This is a genomic window from Candidatus Binataceae bacterium, from assembly GCA_035508495.1.
GTDB lineage: Bacteria > Desulfobacterota > Binatia > Binatales > Binataceae > JASHPB01.
The window spans coordinates 66,046-92,346 of the sequence record DATJMX010000040.1 but is presented as its reverse complement, the minus strand read 5'-3'; the positions used below and the strand labels follow the sequence as shown (position 1 = coordinate 92,346).

The window sequence follows — 26,301 nt, the reverse complement described above, 5'->3', positions numbered from 1 at the left end:
AATCAGCAGGCCGGACCAGAAGATGGTCCAGGCGGTGAGGCCCGAAGCTCGAGCTTCAGCGGAGGCGGAATCGCGAGTGAAAGTGGCCGCGCGCCGCAAAGTTCAAAGGCGCCCGCGCGAAAAACTACTTGCCGCGATGCCGTTCGATAAGGAGCAACGCGCCACCGACCAGCAGCACCAGGCCGCTCGCCGCGCTACCCGGATCGAGCTCAGGCGCGCCAGCCGCGTGCGCAGTGCCGATCATAGCCACGCCCAACAGCGCGATAGCCACACTAAGCAAACAGATACGTCGAATCATCGATAGTGACGCTCCCCGTTTCGCCTAATCGATCGTATCCACGTTAATAATGGCAAAATGAGGTTAGGTCAAACGTACCTCGACTGCCTGTTACGCGCGGCCGGTCAGCCGGGCGCGTTCGAGGACGTTCTGGAAGATGCGGACCGCGACGGCGTCGACCAGCATGCCGCCGGCACCTGCTGCGCCTGCGCCTTCGCGTGTCGCGGTCTCGTAGGCCTCGGACATTTTGCGGGCGTTGTCGATCTCATTTTGCGTCGGCGCGAAGACGTCATTGGCGATATCGATCTGGCTCGGATGAATGGCCCATTTGCCGACCGCGCCGAGCGTCGCCGCCCACGTCGCATCGCGGCGGTAGCCGTCGGGATCGCGGAAATTGCCGAATGGACCGTCGATCGCGTCGAGGCCGTTGGCGCGGCATGCCGTGATCATGCGGCCGCGGGCATAATGCCACATGTCGCCGGGGTAGCGATTCGCGGGATCGGTCGCGACGCCGAACCGCATCCCCTGGCTCGCCGACAGATCGCCGAAGCCGAGGATCAGCGCTTCGAGTCGCGGGCAGCATGCCGCGATCTCCTCGACGCGTGCGAGCGCGGCGCTCTCTTCGATCAGCGCCTCGAGCCCGATTTTCTTTTTCAGGCCCATCTTGGTCTCGATCTCAGTTAACAAGGTGTCAAAGAACCATACGTCGCGAGGCGCCTTGGGCTTGGGAATAATAATGATATCGAGAAACTCGCCCGCGCCCTCGACGACCTGGATCACGTCGTCGTACGCCCAATGCGTATCGGCGCCGTTGACGCGCACCGCGCGCAGCTTCTTGCCCCAATCCATTTCGCGCAGCGCCGCGATCGCATTCTTGCGCGCGGCTTCTTTCTGCGCGGGCGCCACTGCGTCTTCGAGATCGAGGAACACCATATCGGCCGCACTCGCCATCGCCTTTTCCATCATCTTGGGGCTCGAGGCGGGCGTCGAAAGTTCTGAGCGTCTGAGTCGAAGGGTCATGATTTCTCCTTGAGGCCGAGGCCGACCTCGGCGAGGACTTGCTGCGTATGCTCACCGAGCAGCGGCGGCCGCGCGTAGATACCGGCGTGAGTTGTCGTGAATTTGATCGGAGTGCCCGCCACGATCAGCGGCGGATTTGCGCCCGGCTGATCCATCTCGACGAGCATCCCGCGGGCCTTCACATGCGGATCGTCGAAGATGTCCTTGGCGGTGTTCACCGGTCCGACCGGGACTTTGCCACCAATCGCGGCCACGACCTCGCGCGTCGTGTGCGCGTTGGTCCAGGCCGAGACGGTGCCGCGCACGAGATCGGCGTTGGCGACGCGGCGCGCGTTGGTCCGCGTGCGGTCGTCGGCGATAAGCTCGGGATGCCCCATCGCCTCGCACAGGATCGCCCAGTGATTCTCACCTGGCGCCGCGATCGCGACTGCACCGTCGCTGGTCGTGAAAATATCAAACGGGCACAGCACCGGAGTGCCGTTGCCCTGCGGACCGCGCACGACGCCCGCGCGCGAGTAGGTATAAACGATCGCCTCGCACATCGTGAGGATCGCGTCGTACATCGCCACATCGAGGAACTGCCCCTGCCCCGTTCGCCGCGCCGCATGAACCGCGGAGACGACACCGAGCGCCATCAGCGTCCCCGGATAGATATCGCCGACGCCCGGCCCGGCGCGAAATCCCGCGCTGTCCGCCGGCCCCGTGATACTCACGAGGCCGCCCATGCTCTGCGCGACGATGTCGAACGCCGGCCATTCCGCATAAGGACTGCGGCCGGTGCGCGGATCGCCGAAGCCGCGAATTGCGGCGTACACGAGGCGCGGATTTTTCTCGCGCAGGCGCTCGTAGCCGATACCCGCGCGATCCATCACGCCCGCGCGCGCATTCTCGACCACCGCATCCGCAGTCTCAACCAGCTTGAAGATCGCCTCGCGTCCCGCGTCGGTCTTGATATCGAGCACGATGCCGCGCTTGTTGCGATTGACGCTCGCGAAGTAGCCGCCGTAGTCGCATCCGTCGCGATCCTGCGGATACGGCCCCATGCCGCGGCTGAGATCTCCCCCCGGCGGCTCGATTTTGATTACGTCCGCGCCGAGGTCCGCGAGCAGCATCGTGCAGAACGGCCCCGCGAGCGCCTGCGTCAGGTCGATGACGCGAACGTCGGAGAGCGGACCGGTGCGCGCAGGCATCATCGATTCGCCCAATGGCTACGCCGTTTGATGAGCACGGTGCGCTCGCCCTCGAACACGACGGTGCCGTCCTGCTTGGTGCCCCAATGCTTGAAGCGCACGATCCCGGCGTCCTCGCGATCGGCGTCGCGCTTCTCGAGCACCTCGCTGTAGGCGTAGAGCGTGTCGCCGTGGAAAACCGGCGAGGTGAACTTGATTCCGTCGAGGCCGAGCTCAGCGAGCGCGTTCTCGCCCGTGTCCTGCGTCGCCAGCCCGATACATACCGATCCCGTGATCAGTCCGAATACGAGGCGATGGCGGAAGTTGGTCGATTCCATCCGATGCTCGTTGTAATGGCCGTCGGCGGTGTTGAGCACGAGCTTCGTCAGCATCTGGTTTTCGATTTCGCCGATGGTAGTGCCGCGCGCATGGCGCATCTTCGCGCCAACCGTGAAATCCTCGAAGTAGTTGCCGCGGCCAGTCAGTTTCGAAACCGGTTCACTCATGATCTCGCCCTCGGCAGGAGCTTGTCCGAGATAATCCGCATCTGGATTTCCGACGTGCCTTCGAAAATTTTCGTGAGCCGCGCGTCGCGCCAGTAACGCTCGAGCGGGAAGTCCTTCGTATAGCCGTAGCCGCCATGGATCTGGAGCGCCTGGCTCGTGACGCGCTCGGCCATCTCGGATGCGAACAGCTTGCACATCGAGGCTTCCTTGTCGCATCGGCGGCGGCTATCGACTTCATCGGCAACGAAGTACATGAGCTGGCGCGCGGCCTCGATCTCGGTCGCCATCTCGGCGATCTTGAAGCGGATCGCCTGGAAGTCGCCGATCGGATGACCGAAAGCGACGCGCTTCTGCGCGTATCCGATCGAATCTTCGAGGCCGCCGCGCGCAAGCCCAATCGCGCGCGCCGCGGTATGCACGCGCGCGACCTCAAGTCCGCTGAGCGTCGCGCCAAATGCCTTCCCTTCGCCGCCGCCTTCGCGCTCGCGGCCAAGGAGTGCATCCGCGGGCAGCTTCAGGTTGTCGAAATGCAGCTCCCACGTCTTCCATCCGAAGTAGCCGATCTTGCGAATCGGCGCGCCGCTGAGGCCCGGCGGAAACTTGCCGCGCTCCTTGAGAACAAGGAACTGGCTGATACCTTCATGACGCCGCTTCGGATCCGATGGCTGTTTGGTACGCGCCAGCACCGAGATGAAATCGGCGCCGTCGGCGAAGGTGCACCAGGTCTTGGTGCCGTTGAGCATCCATCCGTCGCCATCGCGCGTTGCCTTGCACGTGACGTTGGCGAGATCGGATCCCGCGTCGGGCTCGGAGAGCGCCGCCGCGCCAAGGAACTCGCCGCGCGCCATCTTTGGCAGGTACTCGCGACGCTGCGCTTCTGAGAATCCACCGCCGAGGCCGTTGCCGCGCGCGATGATGCTCGCGACGCTCATCCACGCGCGCGCCAGCTCCTCTGTGATCAGCGCATACTCGAACGCGCCGAGGCCGAGGCCGCCGTATTGCTCCGGGATGACGACGCCGAAGTAGCCGAGCGCGGCGAGTTTGTCGCGCAGGTCCATCGGGATGTCGCCCTGCTCGGGGTCGAGCTTGTTGGCGAGCGGCAGCACCTCGTTCATCGCAAAGTCGCGCGCGGATTGCTGAATCATCCGGCGCTCATCATTCATGTAGCTCACTTGTCTGCTCCTCTGCGCTTGGCGACGAGATTGGTGCGCTCGTAGCTGATGACGAGTTCGCCGCGTTGATTGCGGCCCTCGGTGCGCCAGGTCACGATGCCGAAGTTGCCGCGGCTTTGCGACTCGCGCTTGGACACGACGGTGCTGCGCGCGCTGAGCGTGTCGCCGGGATACATCGGCTGATGAAACTTGAGACCGTTGATGCCAAGGAACGGGCCGCCGCCTTCGCTCAAATCCTCAACAGAAAGACCGACCGCGGTGCACGCGATCAGAAGCGGGTTCACGACGACATCTGGATGGCCGTGCGCTTTCGCATACTCGGCGTTGAAGTAAAGCGGGCAGTGCGCAAGCGTCGCGGTGGCGAAGAGCGAGTTGTCGCCCGCGTTGAGAGTGCGTCCCCAGTGATGCTCGAAAACCTGGCCCTCAGTGAAATCCTCGAACTGATGGCCTTTGGTGACGAGCTTGAATTCGGCAAAGTCGGGTGCTGCCATATCGCAAGCAACTAGCAAAACTGTTGAGAGAAAAGAAATCTTGCTGCCTTTGTGCCCTTCGTGGTGAGTTGTCTTCCCCGGCACCGCTGGAGATTGCGGCGCAAATAAGGAGGCGCTTCGCGCGATGTCTGACACCCGCCCCTTTGGGGCCTCCGAGGTTCCCGCGACTTCGGCAACCTTCGCTCAAGCGAAATCTTCCTGCGTCATGGTGAGCGAAGTGAGCAGCCCCAGACATTTCTTCACAAACTCTCGGGATGACGGAATACCGCGGGCTGCGATATGTATGGATCCTGGAGTATCGACAATGAGCCCGACACAAGGATCGCAAACGTTCTCGGCAACGCTCGCGCTGGTGCGCGCGGTGCGCGGTATCAAGTGGTCCGACGTGCCCGAGGATGCGCGCGAGGTTGCGCGGCAATGCCTGCTTGATTTTCTCGGATGCGCGATCGCCGGATCGCGCGAGCCGCTCAGCAACATTCTCCTGAGCGAAGTCGCGGCGAGCGAGGGATCGAGCGAAGCCTCGCTCATCGGACACAAGCAGCGCGCCTCGCGGATGACCGCTGCTCTGCTCAACGGCGCGGCTGGGCATGCGCTCGATTTCGACGACACCCACATGGCGATGAGCGGGCATCCTTCAGTGCCGGTGATTCCGGCCGTGCTCGCGCTCGCGGAAACGACGGGCGCCGACGGCCGCGCGATTCTCGAGGCGATCGTCGCGGGAATCGAAGCCGAATGCCGGCTCGGCGTGTTGCTCGGCGGCAAGCATTATTCGATCGGTTTTCATTCGACCGGCACGATCGGCACGTTTGGCGCCGCCGCGGCCTGCGCGCATCTGCTCGGACTCGATGAAGACGAATGGCTGCGGGCGTTCGGTCTCGCCGGCACCCAGGCTGCCGGGCTCAAGTCGGGATTCGGCACGATGGCGAAGCCGCTGCACGCGGGCCGCGCCGCATCGAATGGGCTCTTCAGCGCGATTGCGGCGCGCGGCGGTTATTCATCCAATCGTGCCATCCTGGAAACCGAGCAGGGCTTCGCGGCGACCCACTCCGGTGCCGAGCCCAAGAAGGAAATCTTCGATCGCTACGCCGGGCAGTTCCTGATTCGCGACAATCTCTTCAAGTACCACGCCTCGTGCTACCTGACGCACGCGCCGATCAATGCGGCGCGTCAGATTCGCGACGAGCATCATGTGAAACCAAATAAGATTGACGATGTCGAAGTGCGCGTGGCGCCCGGCCTGTTTGGCGTATGCACCATCACAGAGCCCAAGACCGGGCTCGAGGGCAAGTTCAGCGTGCGTGCCACGACCGCGATGGCGCTGCTCGGCGAGAATACCGCCGACCTCGCGACCTTCAGCGACGCCAATCTCACATCGCCCGCGGTCGTCGCGCTGCGAACGAAAGTCAGGGTCACTCCTGTTCAGAATCGCTCGCAGACGCGCGCGACAGTGATCGTGAAATCCGAGGGACGAGTCTTCGAGGCCGAGTCCGACTCGGGCGTGCCCGCTGAGAACCTCGCCGCGCAACGCGAGAACCTCGCGCGCAAGTTCATCGCGCTGGCCGCTCCGGTGCTCGGCGATTCCGGCGCGCAGAAGCTCGCAAGCGCCGCGCTCGACGCGGAACGGCTGACGTCAGCCGCCGAGCTGATGAAGATGACCGAGGCCTGAGCCGTGGCGATCTCGATCTATCCGATCACGCCGAGCTTCGCCGCCGAAATTGGCGTCGATCTCGCACAGCCGCTCGACGCGGAGACGGTCAGCGCGATCAAACAGGCGTTGTGGGATTACGCGGTGCTGATTTTTCCGGGCCAGGAGCTCACCGAAGAGCAGCACCTCGAATTCGCCAGGCACATCGGGCCGATTGAACCGACTATTGGAGCCTACCGGCCTGATGCGAAGCTGCGGCTGCGTCCCGATATGGTCGATGTCTCCAACCTCAACTCGCGCAACGAAATCTGGGGCGAGACGAGCCGCGTCCGTCTGCTGAACCTCGGCAACCGGCTGTGGCACACCGACAGCTCGTTCAAATATCTGCCGGCGCGCGCATCGATTCTCTATGGACGCTCGATCGCGCCGATCGGCGGGCATACCGAGTTTGCCGACCTGCGCGCCGCCTACGATGCGCTCCCCGCCGAGATGAAGGCGCGTCTGGAAGGCCTCGTCGCGGAGCACGCGCTCGCCTACTCGCGACGCCGCACGGGATACTCACTCGGCGAAACTGAAATGAAAGAGCTGCCGCCGGTGCCGCAGATGATGGTGCGGACGATCCCGGAGAACGGCCGCAAGTCGCTCTATATCGCCTCGCACATCGGGCGCATCTTTGGCATGGACGACGCCGAGGCGATGACATTTGTTGACAAACTGATAGCGCACGCGACGCAGCGGGAGTTCGTGTACACGCATCGATGGCGTCTGCACGATCTCGTGATGTGGGATGACCGCTGCACGATGCATCGCGGGACCGAGTTCGACGATCTCAAGTGGACCCGCGACATGCATCGCGCGACCGTGTCGGACATCGCCAACACCTGCGAGCAGGCGGGAGTTGATGTGCCCCCGTCGCGTTTCGGCACGGCAACGTGAAGCAGCGTATTGCACTCGCGATCGCGGCTGTCGTTTCGCTCTTGCTGATCTGTGTGCCCGTCGCGCGCGCCGACAATCAGCCGCAGAATTTGCTGAAAGCGCTCGCGACGTATCCGCCCGCGATGAAGCTACGAGGCTACGGCCCGCCGCAACTCAGTCAGCTTCAGCCTGACGCGAACGACAGCCGCGCCGGGGCGATCGGGATCGCGAGCCTCGTGTACGGCGTGGGTCTGCCCGCGAGTGCCGAGATTCGATACGCGGTTTTTCCGTCCGAGGATCAAGCGACGGCATACGGCACTGCGTTCACGCAGCGGGTCAATTCATCAGGTCAGCAGACGCTGTCATTTCAGTTTCTGCCTGATGCCACCTGCAACAAGAACGGACAGATGCAGCTTTGCGGAATCACGCGCGGCGAGGTTTTCGTCAGTGCGATCCTGCGCGGCGCGCAGCCCACGACTCCGAATGAGTATGGCGGCACGAGGCCGCCGGTGAACGCCGGCAACGTGCTGGTGTTCGCGCTGAAGAACCTGCGCCGCATCAGCATGGAGATCGGCCCGCTGGGCGAATCGACTCCCGCGCCCGCGCCGAGCGCGAGCCCGGGTCCATGTGCGTTCCTCACGGCAAGCGACGCGGCCGCGGTGATGGGATCGCCCGTGATGGCTCCGCGCGACGATCATTGGACGAAAACCTGCTACTACAACTCGCGGTCGGTCGGGGGTGATGGCGTCGCCCTGCAGCTAATCGAAGGCGGCCGCTCCAAGTTCGATTTCGATCATCAGCGTATCAGCTATACGAAACCGCTGAGCGGCGTCGGCGACGCGGCTTTCGAATTCGTCTCGGTCGCGGGCTTCGTGCAGGTTTATGTGCTGAAGGGCAGTCAGTACTTCATGATAACGCTGACGAATCGCAACGATCGGAACCTCGCGCGCTCCGCGGCTGAGCTCGCGAGCCAGATCGCAAACCGCCTGCCAAATTAACTCGGGCGGGTGAGCCCGATCTCGCTCACTTCTTCGAAGACGTCGACCAGCTCGGGGATCGGACCGCGCAGCTTGAGCGCCTCGATCGTGCGGTGAGCTTCGTCCATCGCCTCGCGGCTCTCCCAGATCGCGATTGCAACGTAGTGCTGGCGATTAGTCGTGCTGCGGATGAGGATTGCGCCCATATCGCCGGGGCAGGTTGCTTTGATCTGTCGAGTGCCGTCCTCCCAAAGCTCGACGAAGCGAGTTTCCTTTCCGGGCGTGATGTTCCATCGATACATGGCTCGAATCATCCAGGCAGTTCCTCTGCAATCTAAGTTGGGCGAAGCCGCGCCGCACGCAATCCTAACAGATTCTCGCCCGCAGCCGGGTAGACATCGATATCCGAGGCTTATTGGCGTGGCTGGCCGGACTTGGCTATATTGGCAGCGGCGCTGAGGAGTCGGCTAATTGGCAAGCCACCTGACTCTGGATCAGGCGATTGAAGGTTCGAGTCCTTCCTCCTCAGCCAATCATCTTTCTTCCTCTCCTCAACTCCCTGACTAGCTTTGTACACACAAGCGCCGTCTTGCGGCCGCAAAGCTCCCCGCAAACTATTTGACATTTCTTGTAATCATTTTGTATGTTCCCGAGCAGGGGGACGGTGTGCACCACTCACTTACAAAGGGGGGCGCGGCAATTCTGCTTCTGCTCGCGATTCTGCCCGCGGGCTGCTCGCTCGATGATCCAAAGTACGGGCCGCTGCGAGCATCCGCATGCGCACCACTGGAGGACGCGATCAGTCGGAAACTGGAAGCGAGCCCGAACGCCACCATGGCATTGTATGATCAGGTCTCGGTCGAAATGTGCCGCAAGCAGTACGACCTCGCGCTCAAGGACATGAACGAGGCGATTGCCGTGAATCCCGTCGCTTACAACTATGAGGTGCGCGCAAGGATTCATTTGCTCCAGGGCCATGACGATCTTGCGATCGAAGACTTCGATCGCGCCGTCGCAATCGATCCGAACTATGCGCCGGCTTATCTGCAACTTGCCACGATCTACAGCTTTGCGGGCGAAACCGAATCGGCTTCGAGCAATCTGTCGAAGGCGCTTGCGGCCGATGGTAACGACGTGGGCGTCCTGAACGGCTCGGCATGGATTATGGCCACTTCGCCCGACCCGCAACTCTTGAATGGCGTCGCAGCGGTCAAATATGCGACCCAGGCATGCGAGATCACATCATGGGCGAGTGCTCCGATCATCGACACTCTCGCCGCCGCCTACGCGCGCCAAGGCAAGTACGACGAGGCGATCAAATGGGAGAAGGAAGCGCTCAGGATTCTCGCCGGACGCGGATCGGCTTCTAGTTACAAAGAGCGGCTCGCACTCTATGAGGAAGGCAAACCATATACGCAGGCCACATGGACCAATTCATAACGCGCCGCAGGTCTGTCGGCCGTTCGGCGCGGGCCACAGGGTACGCTCCGTCCTCGAATAATCTGATATTCTAGAAATCCGATGAACGCGCGTGAGTACAACGAGGCTCGCAAAGGGACCTGGGTTGGTGACCTCGGTATCGAGATCACCAGCGTCGAGCCGGGTCGATTGATCGCGCAGGTGAAGGTGCGGCGCGAGTTGCTCTCGCCCAATGGCTTCCTGCATGCAGCGACGGTGGTGACGCTCGCCGACAGCCTGTGCGGCTCGGGCACGATGGACAATCTACCCGAGGGCGCACGCGGCTACACCACGATCGAGCTCAAGGCGAACCTCATCGGCACGGCGCGCGAAGGACATATCGAATGCGAGGCGACGCTCGCGCACGGCGGCCGCACAACGCAGGTCTGGGATGCGCGCGTGATCGCCAAAGAGAGCGGCAAGACGATCGCGCTCTTCCGATGCACGCAGCTCATCCTCTATCCGGAGCCCTCGAGACAGGCTTGAGCGGCGATGTAGTACGGGTTACGATTCACGGTCCGGGCAAGCCCACGCAGGCAACGCACACGCGTCCGCGCGATACGCGGCGCATCGACGATGGCCCCATCGTCTAGTGGTTAGGACACCGGCCTCTCACGTCGGTAACGCGGGTTCGACTCCCGCTGGGGTCACCAGGGAAATCAAGTTAGTTTCTGAGACGCGGAACGCCCGATCGCTCGGGCGTTCTGATTTTTATCATGTGCCAGTTTTAATGAGTGGCCGGGGAGTGTGAGCGCTCTTGCGTAATTTCGTTCCCGTTTCCCCGACTGAGAATCGACTGAAAAAGGGGCCCTTCGGACAAGATCGAGCAATGAGGGCTGGCGAGGAGTACCTCGTGTGACTAATCGTATTGGGACCTGAGCGATTATTCAGTTGGCAGATCGGATGCTGTCAACTCTCCGTCAACCACTCTCGCTGAACATAGCTTGAAGCTGTGAATCCTGGTTCGGCGCTGCGGCCTTTCGTGCCTCAATGTAGAGGTTGCCGATCACGCGAGTCGGCTTGTCGCTCTCAACGCTCAACTCGGGCACCCCGCAAACCATAAGACTTTGCCATTGATATGATCGACATCGAGGCGTTTGCTCCCTCCGCATTGAACTGAGTTAACAACACGCCACGCGAGCAACAACAATATTAACGAAGGCGGGTCCTCTTGCCGGCGTTTTTTCCCGAATCGAGTGATATAGTCAATCATGGTCCGTTGGGCGGTCCTCGCGGACGCGGTTGCAGTTTTCCATTTCGCCTACGTGGCGTTCGTCGGCGGTGGATGCGTCGCAATACTGTTGGGAGTCGTGCGCGGCTGGGCCTGGGTGCGCGGCCTAACCTTCCGCATTGTGCATCTGGTCGCGATTGGTTTTGTCTTCATTGAATCCCTGGCGGGAATCGATTGTCCTCTTACTGTGCTCGAGGGCAACCTGCGCGAGAAGGCAGGGCAAGTTCACTATCCCGGCGCCTTTATCGGCTATTGGGCGCACCGTCTGACGTTCTATGATGTTCCGCCGTGGGCATTCACCATACTTTACGGAACCGTGACTTTAGCGATAGTCGCCGGCTTGTGGTGGGCTCCGCCCAGAATCGATAGGACTGGACAATAAGTATACTGTCTATTCGCTGACTTAGTATAAATTCCGTTAAAATCAGGTTCAGGCCCCCCCATTGCCGTTGTCCGACGCGATCATGTATCGCTGCAGTGAGAGGCACACTATCAATCCAGACTTCTCAGCCTTGCAGGTCAGGGAGGGCCGAATGACCTTAAACTGATTTCAGGCGCTGGCCGGGACTCAAGCGGATTGAAGCTGCTCTGCCTTTCGGAGCCAACCTGCCATACCGATTTGCTTGAATTGGTGGGCTGCCTTTTGCAGGAAGATGGCGGCTTTGTCGTCGTCGCCCGAATCGCCGCGGCGATAGTACATCAGCGCCTGATCGAAATCCGCGATTGCACGCAGTGGGCGCGCCCCCTGCTCATCCAGCACAATACGCGCCTTATCGAACCACTCGACCGCCTCATGGAAGCGGCCCTGCAGCACGCAGAGGCGCGCCAGCGACAGCCGCGCATCGCTCATCGGCGAGCGGAAATCCTGGGCGAGAACCTTCGATCGAATATTGCGCTCGACCAGCTCCGCGTGATCGGCCCGGCCCAGCATCCACAGCGTCGCCGCCGTAATACATGCGGTCGAGCAATATGTCCTGGCCCACGGCGCGCCGTGCTCGAGCGCCGGCAGCACGGCATTGACGCGCTGCATCGAGAGATCGGGCTGATTAATTTGCGCGAGCAGATATGACACGTACGAATTGATCATCGCCGAGGCCCACTTGCTCTCGGCGCTGGGTCCACTCATGAACGCCGCCGCTGCATTATTCGTCATGAGCTGCATCCAGCCCTCGTCAGTCGCGTAATGCATCTCGCCTTGCGCCGCGACGAGGCTCAAGAGCCCGAGCGCCGTGCTCATCCTGGCCGATAGCTTGTATGCGCGATCGAGCGCAGCGCGCCCTTCGGTGAGATCGCCGAGCGCAATATGACAGCGCGCGGTATCAGCCCACGCGCGCACCGCTTTGGCGATTGCACCGCGCTGCTCGCACTCGACGGCGTCGCGTTGCTGCAAAGTGACGCTGCCACGATAGTCCCCGGCGAGCATCAGCATGACCGACGCGGACGGGGCGGGATCACGCGCGATCTCCGCGCGCGAATCGTACGGCGGATCGAAGTTGCGGCTGGCGAGATGCTCGCGCGGCAGCGTCTTGAGCACCTCGTACAGTTCGCGATTTTCGGCCGAATCGATGCGGATTCCAGGGTTCTGAGGATCTTCAGCTTCCTGCCGCCTGATATCAATTTCGGTGAGGCTTGCCCAAATGATATCGCGGCGATTGCCGATTGAACGCAGCCCTTCGCGGGCGAGCGCCCACGCGCCGTGTGTGTTTCCAGCGTCGAGCATCGTGCGCGCCACCTGCTCGCAGTACTCAATCGCAGCGCATGGAGTTTCCGTGCGGGCGATCTGCTCGCGCGCCGCGAGGGCCAGACTCATCGCCTCCTCATGATTGATGGTCCAGGTCACGGCGAGCGCGCGCCGGCCGACCAGGCGTGGGCGACGCTGATCATCGGCCGCGAGCATCTCGAGCGCGATGCGCAACAGAGCGGCCGCTTCATCGTAGTCGTAGGCGGCTTCGGCATTCGATGCTGCCGCGATCGCATAGTCGGCGCCGCGCTCACCACCGGTCGCTGTGGCGCCGCGCCAGAACTGGTAAGCGAGCTCGGCCGCATGCTCGCTCGCGCGCTCGCCCCACTTGCGTTCCATCTGCTCGGCAATCTGACGATGGACGCGGACGCGGCGCGCGGGATTCAGCTCGGCATACAGAGTATGCCGGATGATCGCGTGGCTGAATTCGAGCGAATCGCCGTCGCCGCCGGGCCGCACCAGGCGCGCGTCGATCGCCTCGTCGGAGGCCGCCAGCGCCGCCCCTTCGTCGAGACCCGCGACAGCAGCGGCAACTTCGAAAGAGAATTCGCGATGGAAGGCCGAGCCCACCGACAGCATGTGGCGCGCATCGTCGGAGATTCTGAGCAACCGCTGACCGACGAGCTCGCGCACGCCCTCGGGAACGCCAAGCTCTTCGATACTCACTTGCGACGCCCAGCCTTGGCCTTCGTGCAGAATCTTGCCGGCCTCGAGCAGATGCAGCAGCACCTCGCGAATGAAAAACGGATTGCCGCCCGTTTCCTTGCTGATGCTCTCGACCAGCGCCGGCGGCGCGGCCTGGCTGCCGATCATCGTCAGCAACTCATCGACGCTCGATGCGTCGAGGCCTTTGAGTGCGATACTCTCGAAATTGCGCAGCCGCCTGATCGATGCAACCGCACCGGTCAGCGCGTGCTTGGCGTCAACGTCGGACTCGCGATACGCGCCCACCATGAGAATTGGATTCTCGGGCACGAAATGAGAAACGTGCGCCAGCATCGCAACGGTGCCGCGATCCGCCCAGTGCAGATCGTCAAGAATCAGGAGCAGCGGCGCTCGCGACGCGATCGCGATCAACGACTGCGCGACCGCGTCGAGCAGGCGGAAGCGTTCCTCTTCACGATCGAGCTGCGGCGGCTCGGAGAGGTTCGGTATCACATCGCGCAGCGACGGCACGATGCGCGCGAGGATCGGTGCATGCATCTTCAGCGTCGCCTGCACCTCGTCGGCGGAGGCCTCGCGCGCATATTCCATGATCGCCTCGGCGAAGGGAGCGCAGGGGCGCTGCCAGTCGCCATCGAGGCACGTGCCGCGCAGGATTTTCGCGCCGCGATGGCGCGCGAGTTCGGCGAGCTCGTCCAAGATGCGCGTCTTGCCGATTCCAGCTTCGCCGGTGAGCAGCGCGACCGATCCCTGTCCCTCGCAGGCCGCGTCGAGCTTCCTGGAAAGACGGCGCAGATGTTCGGTGCGGCCGACAAACGGTGTGCGCGTAATCAGCGCCGACGGATCGTCGCGTTCATAAACGACCTCGGCGACATGCGTCGGAGTGGTGATGCCTTTGAGATTGAAGTTGCCAAGGTCATTGAAGTTAAACGCCTGGCGCCCGGACAGGAGCTGAACGACGAACCAGCTACAGAGGATCTGCCCCTCCGAAGCACGATCGCAGAGGCGGCGCGCGACGACGATCGGCGTTCCGAAATATCCTTCGCCGCGGCGTAAGACCTCGCCGACGTGGATGCCGATGCGGATATCGAGGCGGACTCCCTCGATCGGCCGCCGCGCGGTTTGCTGGATCTTGATCGCGCAGCGTACCGCGTCGGCCGATGACGAAAACGCGGCGAGCGCGCCGTCGCCGAGCCATTCGAGCTCTTCGCCGCCGTTCTCGGTGATCGCGTCAGTGATCAGCTTGTGATGCGCGTTGAAAAGGCGCTGGCCGGCCTCGTCGCCAACCTCCTGCAAATGGACAGTCGAGTTGACGAGGTCAGTAAAGAGAAGAGTGACTGTTCCCGACTGCGCCATGGGAGCGTGCAATCCCCCTTGGGCAAGGCCAACTTAACTCCTTGCGGGCGGCTGCGGTCTGCATTTTTGCCGCGCTTAAGTCAGTTATGTAGCACGAGGGAAGCTTAAGGAGCAATTAGAAATATCAAACGATGTCATCACAATTGATAGTACTAGCGCGCATCAGAGAGTTAATTCGCGACGCTCGGCTATGACTCGAAGTTGCCGAACGCGAGCAGCTCGCCCTTTGCATCGCAGAATTCGAACTTTCCCGGCACATAGCGAAGCTCGATCTGCTGGCCGACGAAGACGCGCTTCGCGAATGTGATCTGCATCGCGCTCAGCGCTCCGTAGGCGCTCGTCAGATGCCGCAGCGCATAGTTCGCGGTGCATAGGCCCTGGATGAACGGGCGTGGATGCCCGAAGATCTTCGCCGCGAGATTCGTCGTGTGTACGAGATTGAGATCGCCCGAGACTTTGCCGTAGCTGAAGCCCATCCCTTCGGGAACATCGATCAAGACGAATTCAAAACCGCCGCCGGTCGTGAGCTCCGGTTCGCGCGCCGCGATGCCGTGGAATTCGCCCGCCTCAAGACGGCCGAAGTTCTTCGCCTGACGCAGCGCTTCGACATATTCAGGCTCGAGGTTGAGGATCACGAAGTAGTCGCGATAGTTGCGCACGCGATGGCCCGATTCGTCGTAAACCCGCGAGGCGCACACGAGCGCGACGCGATCGTCGCGTAGCGCAATGATGTCCTCGATCTGCGAGGCGAGCCGGTACTGGCGGCCTGCGCGCATCGGATGCTCGGGCGCAATTCCCATCTCCGATTTGAGATGCATCAGGTTCTTGAAGTTGACGCCGACGTCGGCGACCACGCGCATCAGCGCCATCGTGCCTACGGTCGTGTGATAGGTGAACGGCGTCCGCGCGTCGTCGGTGTCGAACAGCTTGAACCATCGGGCCTGCTCGTCGGGCGACAGGGTGAAGGCAGTTTCGTACACCGGAAAGCGCCTATCGATGAGCAAGCGATGCTGCTTGAGAACATGCTTCAAGGCCGTCGTGTAATACGTGACCATGTACTCGCGCAGCCGGGTCACGTCGGGCGCGTCGAGCAACACCTTGTCTGGAAGATGATCGAGCTGGAGTTCGTTCTTGATCGTGAGCGCCTGCTTGAGACGCTGAGCGAGCTCGCGGCTCAGCGCCATCGAGAAACTCGGAGTGCTGGCAAACAGCGACTCGAGCGATGCGCGATCGAATCGCAATAGCGTGCTGGGCCGCGCCGCGATCACGGTTGCGGTGCGAGGCGTATCCAGTAGCGCGCCAAGCTCGCCTAGCGTCTCTCCCGGGCGCACCACGCCGACTTCAGTGGGCACATCGACGTCGTCGGCTGCCACGGCAACCGTCGCTTCGCCTGACAGCATCACGAAGAACTCAGCGGCGATGCTGCCCTCGCGCGTAATCACGTCACCCGGCGCGCAATCGACTACCGCGGCCGCGTTCGCCACGGCTAATCGATCGGCATCGCTCAATGACTTGAACAGGGGAACGGATGCGAGCTGATCCGCAATCTCGGGTTTGCTGATTGCCTCGCCGGCCATGCTCACCTCACCCCCTTGCAATTTACGTCAGCCTAGACACAGCGGTAGTCGTGTCTCAACATCTCGCTGGTGCAGGGCGATCTCGACTTCGGCGCAACTGTGCATCGTGGCAGCGCATCTGCTACGAATCAGTGCAATACGATCCTCGGGCGGCGATTTTGGAACGCCTGATCGACCACAGGAGACGCTCATGAGTGAAGCATGGATTATCGATTGCGTTCGCACGCCGCGCGGCCGCGGTAAGAAGGATGCTGGCGCGCTTTACAATATTCATCCCCAGGAACTCTTCGCGCAGACCCTCAACGCGCTCGTCGATCGCCACGGACTCGAGCCGCGCGATGTCGAAGACGTCGTCGTCGGTACGGTAAGCGAGATCGAAGATCAGGGCGGATGTATCGCGCGCATGTCGGTGCTGGCGGCGGGATGGCCAACCGAGGCCACCGGCGTTTCGCTCAACCGCTTCTGCGGCTCGGGTCTCCAGTCCGTGAACTTCGCCGCGATGGGCGTGCTGTCGGGTCAGCAGGAACTCGTGATCGGCGGCGGCGTCGAGAGCATGTCGCGCGTGCCGCTCGGCTCGGACAAATCCGGCCTCGACGGCCACAATCGTCATCTGCGCGACCTGCATCCTCTCGTGCCCCAGGGCGTGTCGGCCGATTTGATCGCGACCCTCGAGGGCTTCTCGCGCGAGGACTGCGATCGCTTCGCGCTGGAATCGCAAAAGCGCTGCGCCAACGCGGTCAAGAACGGCTACTTCAAGAAGAGCCTCGTGCCGGTGAAGGATCTCGACGGCAAGCTCGTGCTCGATCACGAGGAATACCCGCGCGCCGAAACCACGCTCGAAGGACTCGGCAAGCTCGAGCCCTCATTCCTCGGCATGGGCGCGTACCGCATGAAGGACGGCCCGCTGACTTTTGACGAAAAGGCCAGGCAGCGCTATCCGCAGGTCGAATCGATCAATCACGTGCACACCGCGGGCAATTCCAGCGGGATCGTCGATGGCGCCGCATCAGTTCTGATCGCCTCGCCCGAGTACGCCAAGAGCCGCGGATGGAAGCCGCGCGCGAGGATCATCTCGACTGCGACTTTCGGCGACGAGCCCGTGATCATGCTCACCGCGCCGGTGCCCGCAACCCGCCGATGCCTCAAGAAGGCGGGCATGACCGTCAACGACATCGACCTGTTCGAAATCAACGAGGCGTTCGCCGCCGTGCCGCTCAAGGTGATGAAAGACCTCGAGATTCCGCACGACAAGGTGAACGTCAACGGCGGCGCGATCGCGCTCGGTCACCCGCTCGGCGCGACCGGCGCGATGCTGGTCGGCACCGTCCTCGACGAGCTGGAGCGGCGCAACAAGACCACGGCGCTCGTCACGATGTGCATCGGCGGCGGCATGGGTATCTCGACGATCCTGGAGCGCATCTAGCAACGGCGGCGAATCTTAAGATCGCCGGACGATGGTTCGAGCGGCGTGCGATGTCCCACTGCGTTACCTGGCTGTGGGAGCCGCACGTCGACTCGTTTTTGCGCTGCAATATCTGGCACGTGCGCGGCCGCGATCGCGATCTGATTGTCGATACAGGTGCGGGGATTTCGTCACTGCGCGATGCGCTCGCCGATCTGCTCGACAAACCCGCGATCGCGGCGGCGACTCACATTCACTATGACCACGTCGGCGGCCTGCATGAGTTCGATACGCGCCTGATGCATCGCATCGAAGCGCCGCGAATGAATCCGTATCGCGAGTTTCATCCGCTGCGCATGAGCAGCTTCCCCGCCTCGTTTCGCGATTACTTCTCCGCGCGCGATTCAGAACGCGGCGATCTTCTGATCGATGCGATTCCCAAGGCGGGCTGGAATCCCGACGATTACAAGATCGCTTCGACGACGCCGACGAGGCTGCTCGACGAGGGCGATACGATCGATCTCGGCGATCGCGCCTTCGAAGTGATGCATCTGCCCGGTCATTCGCCGGGCAGTATCGGGCTATGGGAGAAGGCGCCGGGGATTCTCTTTTCAGGCGACGCAATCTACGATGGCGCGCTGCTCGACAACCTGCCCGACAGCAGCGTCATCGACTACGTCAGCACGATGAAGCGTTTGCGCGCGTTGCCAGTTACGATCGTGCACGGCGGCCACGAACCGAGCTTCGGCCGCGAACGCTTGATTGCAATTGCCGACGCATACCTCGCCGCGCGCCGCGGCTGAACGACCGGCGCGGCCTACATCATGCCGCCGCCGGGACGATCTTCGCGCACCTCTTTGATCTGCTGCATATCCGCTTTGATACGGTCGCGATCGCCCGGCTGAAACGTGTCGAGCATCGCGCGGATACTGCGCGCGGCGCGCATCTCCTTGAACATCTCGTGATTCTGATGCGCCTCGCGCAGCTCTCGCACGTCGTCGCGCATCTGCGCTTTTTGCTGCGGCGTCATCGACGAGCGATCCATGCCGACCTTCAGATCGATCACGAGCTGCTCGATGTCGTCCTTCATCTGCGGATTCTGCGCGAAGCTCACACGCGCGAACGAGGTCACCAGCATCGCGCTCACCAGAAACAGCGCAGCTATCTGCAAAAGCGATCGTGTACGCATACTCTCCTCTCAAGCGGGCCCGAGTTGGACCGCCAGCAAAGTTGCAGTTTACGACCTCGCAGATCAAGCTGGAAACATTCTCGCTACATTGGGGACTTCAGATCGCAAACGGCGCCGGATCGGCCGGCGCCGTTCGCAGTCTGAAATTTGGAAAGGACTCGACCTAGCTGCGAACGATCACGAGCTCGATGCGGCGGTTCTCTTTGCGGCCTTCGCGCGTCGAGTTGCTGGCGACGAAGTCGGTTGCGCCGCGACCGCGCGCGACCAGACGATCGCTCGAAACTCCGTGCTTCACGAGGTAGGCCTTGACGGCGTTCGCGCGCTCGTCAGCCAACATCTTGTTCAGCTTGGCCCCTCCGCTCGGATCGCAATACGCGTCGATATAGACCCTCGTCGCATCCGGCTGCGTCTTCAGAAGTTGCGCCGCCGCATCCAGCACCGGCTTTGACTTCGCGCTGAGCCTGCCGTCGGGCTGGAACTCAACCCCGCGCAGATCAACTTTCTCCGGCGATGGAATCGATTGCGCCGCCGCCACAGGCTGAGCCGGCTGAGCCGATGCTGACGTGCCCTGCGAGCATCCGCTGATCATCAACGCCATCGGCAGCGCCGCGATCGTGAGTCCTGCAAGTGATTTCCGGGCGATACCGATAAGACGGCTCGGACGACCAATCTTCGCGGAACTTTTCAATGTCGATTGATATTTCATATCGTTTGCGCCTCTTCGCGATGCCCATGGCAAAGCGCAAACGACGTGCCGCCGAAAATAGCCGTGAAATAATGGCCATTACGGCCCCCTTGTAGGGAAAATTTACCGAGTTCAGCTAGTGTTGAGGCGCCCCTGCCATCGCCGCCTGCTGCTGGGCCTGAACCTTGCGGCATGCAACGAGTACGTCGGAGCCCGCGGCTCCTGGATCGCGATCGTACTCGACCGCCAGGTTGGCATCGGCCCACGTATACTTGGGACCGATCGGGCTCACGAGGGTACCCGGCCCGATCAAGTTGCGCATATGCACCAGCAGTGCGGCGCTGCTGTTGGAGTCGCTGGTTTGCAGCAGCGCGCCTTCGAACTGATTCTTGTAGAAGCGGTACGTCTCGCCCGTGAGCTGCCCGGCTGCGATCCGCATTGGATCGCTCGGACGCGTGTAAAAGGTCAAATCTCCCGCAGTGCGCACGAGCTTCATATTCGCCTGGGGCGGCGCGCCACATGCGATACCGCCGAAGCCCCCCTGGGGCGGAGGAGCGAACGGCAGCGCCGCCGCAATTCCGGTGTCTGGCGGGGGTGGTGGTTGGTGCGAGCCGCACCCTGTGAAGCCTACAAACAGGACCAACATCGAAACCGCCAGGATGCTTCTCTCTATCCGCATCAGCTCAACCTTCAGCGCCCAAGTTTTTCAGGCCTAAAAGGTGAACTGCCAACGGCCCGCGGTCAAGCGTCGCCAGATCGCGCGGCACGACCCGCTAAGTTGCCCGCTCCGCGCTTCTAATGGATGATCGATAAGATCGAGTGGGCGAATGCCTCACCTGGTGATGATGCAACGACGAGTAACGAGCTTCGCGGCGGCCCTCACGATTCTAATGCTCTCGATGGTCGTTTCGATTCGCGCATTCGCGGACCCGCCGGTCCAGGATCCGACCGCGACAGTTAAAGCGGTGATCGATCAGGCAATCGCCGTTTTTGAGGACCAGGGCATCGCACCCGGCGCTCGCGAGCAGCGCCTGCGATCGATCGCCGAGAACCGTTTCGATTTCGTAGGCATGGCGCGCTCGGCAATCGGCTACCATTGGCGCGAGTTCACGCCCGACCAGCGCCAGGAATTCGTTCCGCTCTTCACCTCGTTTATCGAGGACGTTTACCTCGATCGGATGGAACAGTACTCGGTCGAAAAAATTCAGCAGAATATCAAGACCTCGCTGGTGCAGTTCACCCGGCAACGGATGGACGGCCCTGACGATGCCGAGGTCTTCAGCCTGGTGACCCTGCAGAGCCGCAACGACCCGGTACAGGTCAACTATCTGCTCTCGCTCGACGACGGGCAGTGGAAAATCTACGACATCACAGTAGACTCGATCAGCGTGATCGCCAACTATCGCAACCAGTTCAATCGCGTGCTCAACCAGGGCGGTTACGATCGCCTCGTCAGCATCATGCGCGAGAAGCAGAAGGCGCTCTCCGAATCGCTTGCCCAGTAACTCCAATCCAGATGCCCGCAAGCGAAACCATCAACAGATCAAAGCGCGTCGATAAGGTACTCGAAGTCGAAAACCTGGGCGTCAGCTTCGGTACGCTCGAGGTTTTTAGCGCGCTCACATTTTCTGTCGAGAGCGGCACCTCGCTCGCCGTCATCGGTCCCAACGGCGCGGGCAAGAGCGTGCTGTTCCGCGCGCTGATCGGCGCGCAGAAATATGACGGCGTCGTGCGATGGGCGCCCGGCGTGCGGATCGGCTACGTCCCGCAAAAGCTTGATATCGAGCGCGACCTGCCGCTCACCGGACGCGACTTCCTGCGCGCCAAAGCGGCGGTCGCCAAGGTCGGCAAGGACGCGATCGATCGCGCGCTCGAGCGAGTTGGTATCGCGCGCGACGTGATCACTCGCCCGATCGGCGCGATGTCAGGCGGGCAGTTCCAGCGCCTGCTGGTCGCGTTCGCGCTGGTCGGCGATCCCGATGTGCTGATGCTCGATGAGCCGGCGGCTGGCGTCGACGCGCCCGGGCAGGAGCAGCTGGCCGAGATGCTGCATGGTTTGCGCGAGTCCAAAGGCGTTACACTGATGGTCATCTCGCACGACCTGAGCGTCGTGTTTCGCCACGCCACCAACGTTATCTGCCTCGCGCATGGCCTTAGATGTATCGGCGCGCCGCGCGAAGTGCTGACTCCCGCCACGCTCAACCAGATCTATGGCACCGAGGTGGGATTTCATGTCCATGACCACCTCGCTTGACGTCGGCTCGCTCGCACTGTCGCTGGCGATGGCCGCGGCGGCGGGCCTGGTCGGATGCTTCGCGGTGATGCGCAAGATGACGCTGGCGGCTGACGCGCTCTCGCACGTCGCGTTGCCGGGAATCGGGCTCGCGATCCTGCTGCGCGCGAATCCCCTGGTCGGCGCGATCGCAACGCTCGCGGCCGGCACGATTCTGATTTGGGCAGTGGAACGTCACACCGGCATCTCGACCGAAACGATCGTCGGCGTGGTGTTTTCCGTCGCACTCGCGGTCGGCACGATGATCACGCCCGGTGAAGCCCTGATCGACGCGCTGTTTGGCGGCGCGGGAAAAATCAGCAGTATCGAAGTTGTGGCAGGACTGGCAGCCGCGATCGCGATCGTCGTTTTCATCGCGATGAAGCGTCACGAACTGGTTGTCACACTCGTGTCCCCCGAGATTGCGCTCACGTGCGGAATCGACGTGTCGCGCCTGAACCTGATGTACCTGCTGACGTTCGCGCTGACTGTCGCGCTCGGCCTGCGCTATCTCGGCGTGCTGCTGATGGGCTCGCTGATGATCATCCCGGCCGCAACCGCGCGCCGGCTGGCGAGCAATCTGCGCGCGATGTTCTCGATCTCAGCCGCGGTCGCGGTGCTATCGACGCTAGCCGGGACTTACATCGCGTCAGTGATGAACAGACAAACCGGCCCCGTTATCATCAGCGCCGCCGGCGCCCTCTTCTTCCTGAGCCTCGTACGCCCCCGCGAAGCCTAATGAAATCGCGAGGTATCACCCGACCGAGGCACCGCGCCTTATGGTTCCCCTTCCCGCACGGGAAGGGAAGTTGCGCGCCAAGCGTCTCCTGAGTTCCTCACATTGTCGTTGGAAGCATGCCCACCGCACTTCACCAGCGCGCTAGTAGCGGATGTTTACGACGGTATAGAGCGGAACGCCGGTATATTCGACGCTGGCCGCGTCAAATGAGGGCGGGCTGAAAAGCGCGGCCGCATCGCGCGTGAAACCGTAACCTTCTTTCGGCATGCCGAGCATGTTCTGATCGAACTTCCCGTTCTTGTTTTCATCGTGATAGACGACCGCGGCGTATTTGCCGGGCGCAAGACCGGTGAAGCTGCACAGCGCCTTACCGCCATGAATCGGAGCCCAGATATGCTGCAGCACCTTGTCGCCATTGCGCGGAAACGCCTCCGCATCGTTGAACAAAGAGCATCCGACCTGCCCATTGTCATTACGCAGCCCGACAACTTCGATCTCGAGCGCATTCGCTGATGCTGAAGGGTTAGCCGCCGGCGACTGGGCAACAGCGCGCCGCGGAATCGAAACCACAAGGATGCAAAACAGCAGCGCAATATAACCTCGCCCGCAAAGCGGGAGAAGTCGCGACCTCTCCGGCTTTGCGGGCGAGGTTATTCCGGAGATCAGATTTCCGCGAGAGAATTTCTTCACAGTCTCGTAGACTACCTGACGGCGAAATACCGCCGCCAGATAGCGATCTAATAGTGCTGCAGCGTAAGAGTCAGGTTGGTTGGCCGCGATGCGTCGTGCTGAAACGCGCATTCCTGGAAGGTCGGTGCGCTCAGCGCGTGCGGCTTGCAGTCGTTGGAGAATCCGTACCCTTCTTGCGGGATACCGATGAGGTTCTTCGCCATCTTGCCGGTCATCTTCGCGTCATGGAAAAGCGCGATCGCATACGTGCCGGTCGGAATGTTTTTGAACTCGCAAGTCGCCGTGTTATCGCTGCCGATCTGTGCCTGCGCGTTGCGATAGACCGACTCGCGATCGCGGGGAAAGCCCTGGACCTTGTTATACAGCGCGCACGCACATCGCCCGCGCCGATCCGGAAATCCTACAACCTTCACGATAATCGGCGCCCCGCCCGACGGCGCATCCTGGGCAAGAACAGGAATGGCAATGCAGGCAGCGATCGCCAGAAGAGCAAGTAAGATCCGTTTCATCAGCAGTCTCCAGAGGAAGAATGTCCCGAGCCAGTTTCTCAAACCGTTCAGCTCGATCAACTGTAGCTGTTTTCCACGGCGTGCAAGAGTAACAACTGAACGTAAACGACCGGAATTGAAGGGTCGAGCGGCTTGACGACTGCGGCAGAAATCTACCAACGGTTGGCGAGTTTTCTCGCTGACAACCGGTCACTCAATACCCTCCATGGATGGCTGGCGCGCGCGATCGAACTTGCGTTAGCGGAATACTCCGATGGTGCAAATCAATCGGAAGGAATTGGCGGATCAGCTCTTACGATCGACCAATACCGATCAGCCGACCGTAAAGCACGCTCGCTCTGTTTCCAGAAAATAACCGCATCAAATCTCAAAAACAAAAATGGGGTCCCGCGATTGGGACCCCATTCTTTTGCGCCTGCGAATTCGATCAATTGTAGTTATTGATTACCGTGGTGCCGACATTCTGGTAGGTGTTCATTTCCTCGAAGATCTTCGAGATGCCGTCGAGGCCGATCGTGCCGGTCACCATCGACTTCGGCGAGCATCGCTTCGACTCCACCATCGCCAGCATCTGCGGATAATGCGACGCCTGCATGCCAAGCGTCGCGATCACCTGCAACTCCATCGTCACCATCCGATCGACGGGGAACGAAATCTCGCCCTTCTCGGCCGAGGTGGTGAGACCGATCTGCAAATGACGTCCCTGCTTGCGCAGGCTCATGATCGCGTTGCGGCAGGTGGTCGCGATTCCGAGCGCATCAACCGCCACGTGCGCGCCGCCCTTGGTGATATCCAGCACTGCGGCCGTCGGTTCCGTGCTCTTGGCGTTGATCACATGATGCGCGCCCATGCCCTTGGCGAGCTCGAGCTTGGCCGAATCGAGATCGATTCCGATTACGTTGGCGCCCATCGCCGAGGCGATATTGATCGCGGCCAGCCCGATTCCGCCGCATCCGTAAACCGCAACCCACTCACCCGGTTTCACCTGCGCGCGATCGACGATGCCGTGCCACGAGGTCATGAAGCGGCATCCCATCGAGGCCGCCTCGACGAAGTCGATGCTGTTCGGAAGCGCCACGAGATTCAGATCGGCAAACGGCACCGCCACCTGGCTGCCGAAGCCGCCGTGATACGAGAAGCCCGGCAGCAGCGGCGTGAGGCATACGTTGGACTGGCCGTTGCGGCAGTATTCGCAAGTGCCGTCGCCCTGGCTGAACGGTACGACGACGCGATCACCTTTCTTGAAATTCTTGATGTCCTTGCCGACTTCCTCGACGACGCCAGTGAACTCGTGCCCCAGGATCGAGCCGGGCTGCGCCGCGAGGCCCATCCAGGTCCAGTCGCCCGACCATGCATGCCAGTCCGACCGGCACACGCCATTCGCTTTGGTCGAGATGATCGCGCCGTCGGGCGCGCACTGCGGATCAGGCACATTCTTCACCACGAGCGGCTTCTTGGTCGCCTCGAATACTGCTGCCTTCATTGTTTCGGTCCTCCTTGAGGGTCGCTCCCCTTTTACGGGGTTGGTATGTGGAGCGTCGCCGCCCACATACGGCGCGCGTCCGATTCCTTTCGCATAGTGGGTTTTCGTCTCGGCGTCAAAGCGCCGCGCTCAGAGTAGTTTCTCGACGGTCTTTGCGAATGCGCTCGCGCTCGAGGCATCGATTTCCACCGGATGCAGATCGACGCCCGCCTCATCCTGCGCCTTGAGGCGTTCGACCGCGCCTTGGACGCCGCCGATATAGCCGAGCTCGTTCATCAGCTTCGGCGCGACCGCATCGGTACCGGCCTTTGCGCCACCCGCGCTCCAAGCCTCCTTGATTTTCGCGACATCGTCGCCGAAGCCGAAACGCGTGAGCTGCTCGGCGTAAAAGGTGCCCATCCGCGCCGCATAGAACGCGACGGTACCCGCATGCCCGGCGCGAGCGCGATCGACATTCTCGGTGACAGTAACAGTGCTCGGCGATTTGACGGCAACAGAGCGCGGCTCGCGTCCCGCGGCGACGGCAACGGCGCGAAACGCATCGATCGCGCCCTTGAGACCCGAAAGCGGGATCATCACCGGCAGCCATCCGTCGGCCTGGCGCGCGGTGAACTCAACGCTCAGCTTGTTGAGCGATGCGATCCAGATGGGAATATGCTTGCGCACCGGCTCGAAGCGCAGCGTGAAGCCGCGCGCCAGCTTGAACAGCTTGCCCTGGTAATTGAGCGGCGTCCCCGCCATCAGCATGTTGATGATCTCGACGTATTCCTTGAGGCGGGTGAGCGGCGGATTGAATTGCACGCCATGGAAATGCTCGACGACCTGTGGCCCGCTGGTGCCGAGGCCGATGATCATGCGGCCGTCGCTCAGCTCGTCGAGCGTGCCGAAATGCTGCGCCAGCGCAGCGGGCGTGCGCGAATAGATATTCACGATCGAAGTCGCGAGCTGCACCTGCCGCGTATGTTCGGCGAGCAGCGTCAGCAGCGTGAAGGCATCGCGGCCCCACGCCTCAGCGATCCAGATCGAATGGATTCCGGCTTCGTCGGCGATCTTCGCGCGCTCGATCAGCGCCTTGAAGTCGAACTTGCCCTGCCAGTTAACGCTCACGGAAAGTTTGCGCGCCATTGAAGATGC

At 62.0% G+C, this 26,301-nt stretch carries 27 protein-coding genes and 2 tRNA genes; 13 read left to right on the top strand and 16 right to left on the bottom strand.

Annotated features, from left to right (window positions below):
* Positions 1 to 124 precede the first annotated feature (124 nt).
* The 6 genes from VMA09_13540 to VMA09_13515 form a co-directional block, all read right to left on the bottom strand.
* Positions 125 to 298, bottom strand: a complete 174-nt coding sequence (locus VMA09_13540) for a hypothetical protein (GenBank protein HUA34624.1) — start codon at positions 296 to 298, stop codon at positions 125 to 127.
* A 90-nt stretch (positions 299 to 388) separates the two neighbouring features.
* Positions 389 to 1,297 (bottom strand): CoA ester lyase, encoded by a 909-nt coding sequence (locus VMA09_13535; protein HUA34623.1) that lies wholly within the window; start codon positions 1,295 to 1,297, stop codon positions 389 to 391.
* Positions 1,294 to 2,487 (bottom strand): CoA transferase, encoded by a 1,194-nt coding sequence (locus VMA09_13530; GenBank protein HUA34622.1) that lies wholly within the window; start codon positions 2,485 to 2,487, stop codon positions 1,294 to 1,296. Before VMA09_13530 ends, VMA09_13535 begins: the two co-directional genes overlap by 4 nt.
* The gene (locus VMA09_13525) at positions 2,487 to 2,972 is read right to left on the bottom strand and encodes a MaoC family dehydratase (protein ID HUA34621.1); all 486 of its coding nucleotides are present in this window, start codon (positions 2,970 to 2,972) and stop codon (positions 2,487 to 2,489) included. Before VMA09_13525 ends, VMA09_13530 begins: the two co-directional genes overlap by 1 nt.
* Positions 2,969 to 4,135: an acyl-CoA dehydrogenase family protein gene (locus tag VMA09_13520; protein ID HUA34620.1), complete on the bottom strand. Its 1,167-nt coding sequence runs from the start codon at positions 4,133 to 4,135 to the stop codon at positions 2,969 to 2,971. The genes VMA09_13525 and VMA09_13520 overlap by 4 nt, the downstream gene beginning before the upstream one ends.
* A gap of 5 nt (positions 4,136 to 4,140) precedes the next feature.
* Positions 4,141 to 4,635, bottom strand: a complete 495-nt coding sequence (locus VMA09_13515; GenBank protein HUA34619.1) for a MaoC family dehydratase — start codon at positions 4,633 to 4,635, stop codon at positions 4,141 to 4,143.
* A gap of 304 nt (positions 4,636 to 4,939) precedes the next feature.
* Between VMA09_13515 and VMA09_13510 the strand changes: the two genes are divergently transcribed.
* Genes VMA09_13510 through VMA09_13500 form a run of 3 tightly spaced genes read left to right on the top strand, consistent with a single transcriptional unit; the run spans position 4,940 to position 8,193 of the window.
* A complete protein-coding gene (locus VMA09_13510) occupies positions 4,940 to 6,301 on the top strand; it encodes an MmgE/PrpD family protein (GenBank protein ID HUA34618.1) in 1,362 nt (453 codons plus the stop codon).
* Positions 6,302 to 6,304: 3 nt separating this feature from the next.
* Positions 6,305 to 7,216: a TauD/TfdA family dioxygenase gene (locus VMA09_13505; protein HUA34617.1), complete on the top strand. Its 912-nt coding sequence runs from the start codon at positions 6,305 to 6,307 to the stop codon at positions 7,214 to 7,216.
* Positions 7,213 to 8,193, top strand: coding sequence for a hypothetical protein (locus VMA09_13500; protein ID HUA34616.1), 981 nt, complete (start codon positions 7,213 to 7,215; stop codon positions 8,191 to 8,193). Before VMA09_13505 ends, VMA09_13500 begins: the two co-directional genes overlap by 4 nt.
* Here the strand turns inward: VMA09_13500 and VMA09_13495 are convergent.
* A complete protein-coding gene (locus tag VMA09_13495; GenBank protein ID HUA34615.1) occupies positions 8,190 to 8,486 on the bottom strand; it encodes an antibiotic biosynthesis monooxygenase family protein in 297 nt (98 codons plus the stop codon). The genes VMA09_13500 and VMA09_13495 overlap by 4 nt on opposite strands.
* Positions 8,487 to 8,628: 142 nt before the next feature.
* Here VMA09_13495 and VMA09_13490 point away from each other — a divergent pair.
* The 5 genes from VMA09_13490 to VMA09_13470 all read left to right on the top strand — a co-directional run bounded on the left by VMA09_13490 (position 8,629) and on the right by VMA09_13470 (position 11,243).
* A tRNA-Gln gene (locus tag VMA09_13490) sits at positions 8,629 to 8,704 on the top strand.
* Between the two features lie 302 nt (positions 8,705 to 9,006).
* Complete coding sequence (locus VMA09_13485; protein ID HUA34614.1) at positions 9,007 to 9,612, top strand: tetratricopeptide repeat protein; 606 nt, start codon at positions 9,007 to 9,009, stop codon at positions 9,610 to 9,612.
* 81 nt (positions 9,613 to 9,693) lie between these two features.
* Positions 9,694 to 10,116: a PaaI family thioesterase gene (locus VMA09_13480; GenBank protein HUA34613.1), complete on the top strand. Its 423-nt coding sequence runs from the start codon at positions 9,694 to 9,696 to the stop codon at positions 10,114 to 10,116.
* Positions 10,117 to 10,208: 92 nt separating this feature from the next.
* Positions 10,209 to 10,283: transfer RNA gene (locus tag VMA09_13475), tRNA-Glu, on the top strand.
* Between the two features lie 558 nt (positions 10,284 to 10,841).
* Positions 10,842 to 11,243 (top strand): DUF2784 domain-containing protein, encoded by a 402-nt coding sequence (locus tag VMA09_13470; GenBank protein HUA34612.1) that lies wholly within the window; start codon positions 10,842 to 10,844, stop codon positions 11,241 to 11,243.
* 186 nt (positions 11,244 to 11,429) lie between these two features.
* On the opposite strand, the gene VMA09_13465 is transcribed toward VMA09_13470, so the two are convergent.
* Both VMA09_13465 and VMA09_13460 read right to left on the bottom strand, forming a co-directional pair.
* Entirely contained in the window at positions 11,430 to 14,621 is a 3,192-nt protein-coding gene (locus VMA09_13465; GenBank protein ID HUA34611.1) for an AAA family ATPase, read from the bottom strand.
* 188 nt (positions 14,622 to 14,809) lie between these two features.
* Positions 14,810 to 16,198, bottom strand: a complete 1,389-nt coding sequence (locus VMA09_13460; protein ID HUA34610.1) for a cyclic nucleotide-binding domain-containing protein — start codon at positions 16,196 to 16,198, stop codon at positions 14,810 to 14,812.
* A gap of 190 nt (positions 16,199 to 16,388) precedes the next feature.
* On the opposite strand from VMA09_13460, the gene VMA09_13455 reads away from it, so the two are divergent.
* Both VMA09_13455 and VMA09_13450 read left to right on the top strand, forming a co-directional pair.
* A complete protein-coding gene (locus tag VMA09_13455) occupies positions 16,389 to 17,621 on the top strand; it encodes an acetyl-CoA C-acetyltransferase (GenBank protein HUA34609.1) in 1,233 nt (410 codons plus the stop codon).
* Positions 17,622 to 17,671: 50 nt separating this feature from the next.
* Positions 17,672 to 18,403 carry an MBL fold metallo-hydrolase gene (locus VMA09_13450; GenBank protein ID HUA34608.1) on the top strand — a complete coding sequence of 244 codons (732 nt, stop codon included), beginning with the start codon at positions 17,672 to 17,674 and terminating at the stop codon, positions 18,401 to 18,403.
* A 14-nt stretch (positions 18,404 to 18,417) separates the two neighbouring features.
* Here VMA09_13450 and VMA09_13445 read toward each other — a convergent pair whose 3' ends face one another.
* The 3 genes from VMA09_13445 to VMA09_13435 form a co-directional block, all read right to left on the bottom strand.
* Positions 18,418 to 18,789, bottom strand: coding sequence for a hypothetical protein (locus VMA09_13445; GenBank protein ID HUA34607.1), 372 nt, complete (start codon positions 18,787 to 18,789; stop codon positions 18,418 to 18,420).
* 163 nt (positions 18,790 to 18,952) lie between these two features.
* A complete protein-coding gene (locus VMA09_13440; protein ID HUA34606.1) occupies positions 18,953 to 19,495 on the bottom strand; it encodes an OmpA family protein in 543 nt (180 codons plus the stop codon).
* Between the two features lie 115 nt (positions 19,496 to 19,610).
* A complete protein-coding gene (locus VMA09_13435) occupies positions 19,611 to 20,153 on the bottom strand; it encodes a hypothetical protein (GenBank protein ID HUA34605.1) in 543 nt (180 codons plus the stop codon).
* A gap of 148 nt (positions 20,154 to 20,301) precedes the next feature.
* On the opposite strand from VMA09_13435, the gene VMA09_13430 reads away from it, so the two are divergent.
* Genes VMA09_13430 through VMA09_13420 form a run of 3 tightly spaced genes read left to right on the top strand, consistent with a single transcriptional unit; the run spans position 20,302 to position 22,485 of the window.
* A complete protein-coding gene (locus VMA09_13430) occupies positions 20,302 to 20,979 on the top strand; it encodes an ABC transporter substrate-binding protein (GenBank protein ID HUA34604.1) in 678 nt (225 codons plus the stop codon).
* 11 nt (positions 20,980 to 20,990) lie between these two features.
* Positions 20,991 to 21,728, top strand: a complete 738-nt coding sequence (locus tag VMA09_13425) for a metal ABC transporter ATP-binding protein (GenBank protein ID HUA34603.1) — start codon at positions 20,991 to 20,993, stop codon at positions 21,726 to 21,728.
* A complete protein-coding gene (locus VMA09_13420; protein HUA34602.1) occupies positions 21,712 to 22,485 on the top strand; it encodes a metal ABC transporter permease in 774 nt (257 codons plus the stop codon). The genes VMA09_13425 and VMA09_13420 overlap by 17 nt, the downstream gene beginning before the upstream one ends.
* A gap of 141 nt (positions 22,486 to 22,626) precedes the next feature.
* On the opposite strand, the gene VMA09_13415 is transcribed toward VMA09_13420, so the two are convergent.
* From VMA09_13415 to VMA09_13400, 4 genes are all read right to left on the bottom strand, one after another.
* Positions 22,627 to 23,055 (bottom strand): DUF2141 domain-containing protein, encoded by a 429-nt coding sequence (locus VMA09_13415; GenBank protein HUA34601.1) that lies wholly within the window; start codon positions 23,053 to 23,055, stop codon positions 22,627 to 22,629.
* Between the two features lie 167 nt (positions 23,056 to 23,222).
* Positions 23,223 to 23,684, bottom strand: a complete 462-nt coding sequence (locus VMA09_13410; protein ID HUA34600.1) for a DUF2141 domain-containing protein — start codon at positions 23,682 to 23,684, stop codon at positions 23,223 to 23,225.
* A gap of 427 nt (positions 23,685 to 24,111) precedes the next feature.
* Complete coding sequence (locus VMA09_13405; protein ID HUA34599.1) at positions 24,112 to 25,167, bottom strand: zinc-dependent alcohol dehydrogenase family protein; 1,056 nt, start codon at positions 25,165 to 25,167, stop codon at positions 24,112 to 24,114.
* A gap of 129 nt (positions 25,168 to 25,296) precedes the next feature.
* Positions 25,297 to 26,292 carry an LLM class flavin-dependent oxidoreductase gene (locus tag VMA09_13400; GenBank protein HUA34598.1) on the bottom strand — a complete coding sequence of 332 codons (996 nt, stop codon included), beginning with the start codon at positions 26,290 to 26,292 and terminating at the stop codon, positions 25,297 to 25,299.
* Positions 26,293 to 26,301: the final 9 nt, after the last annotated feature.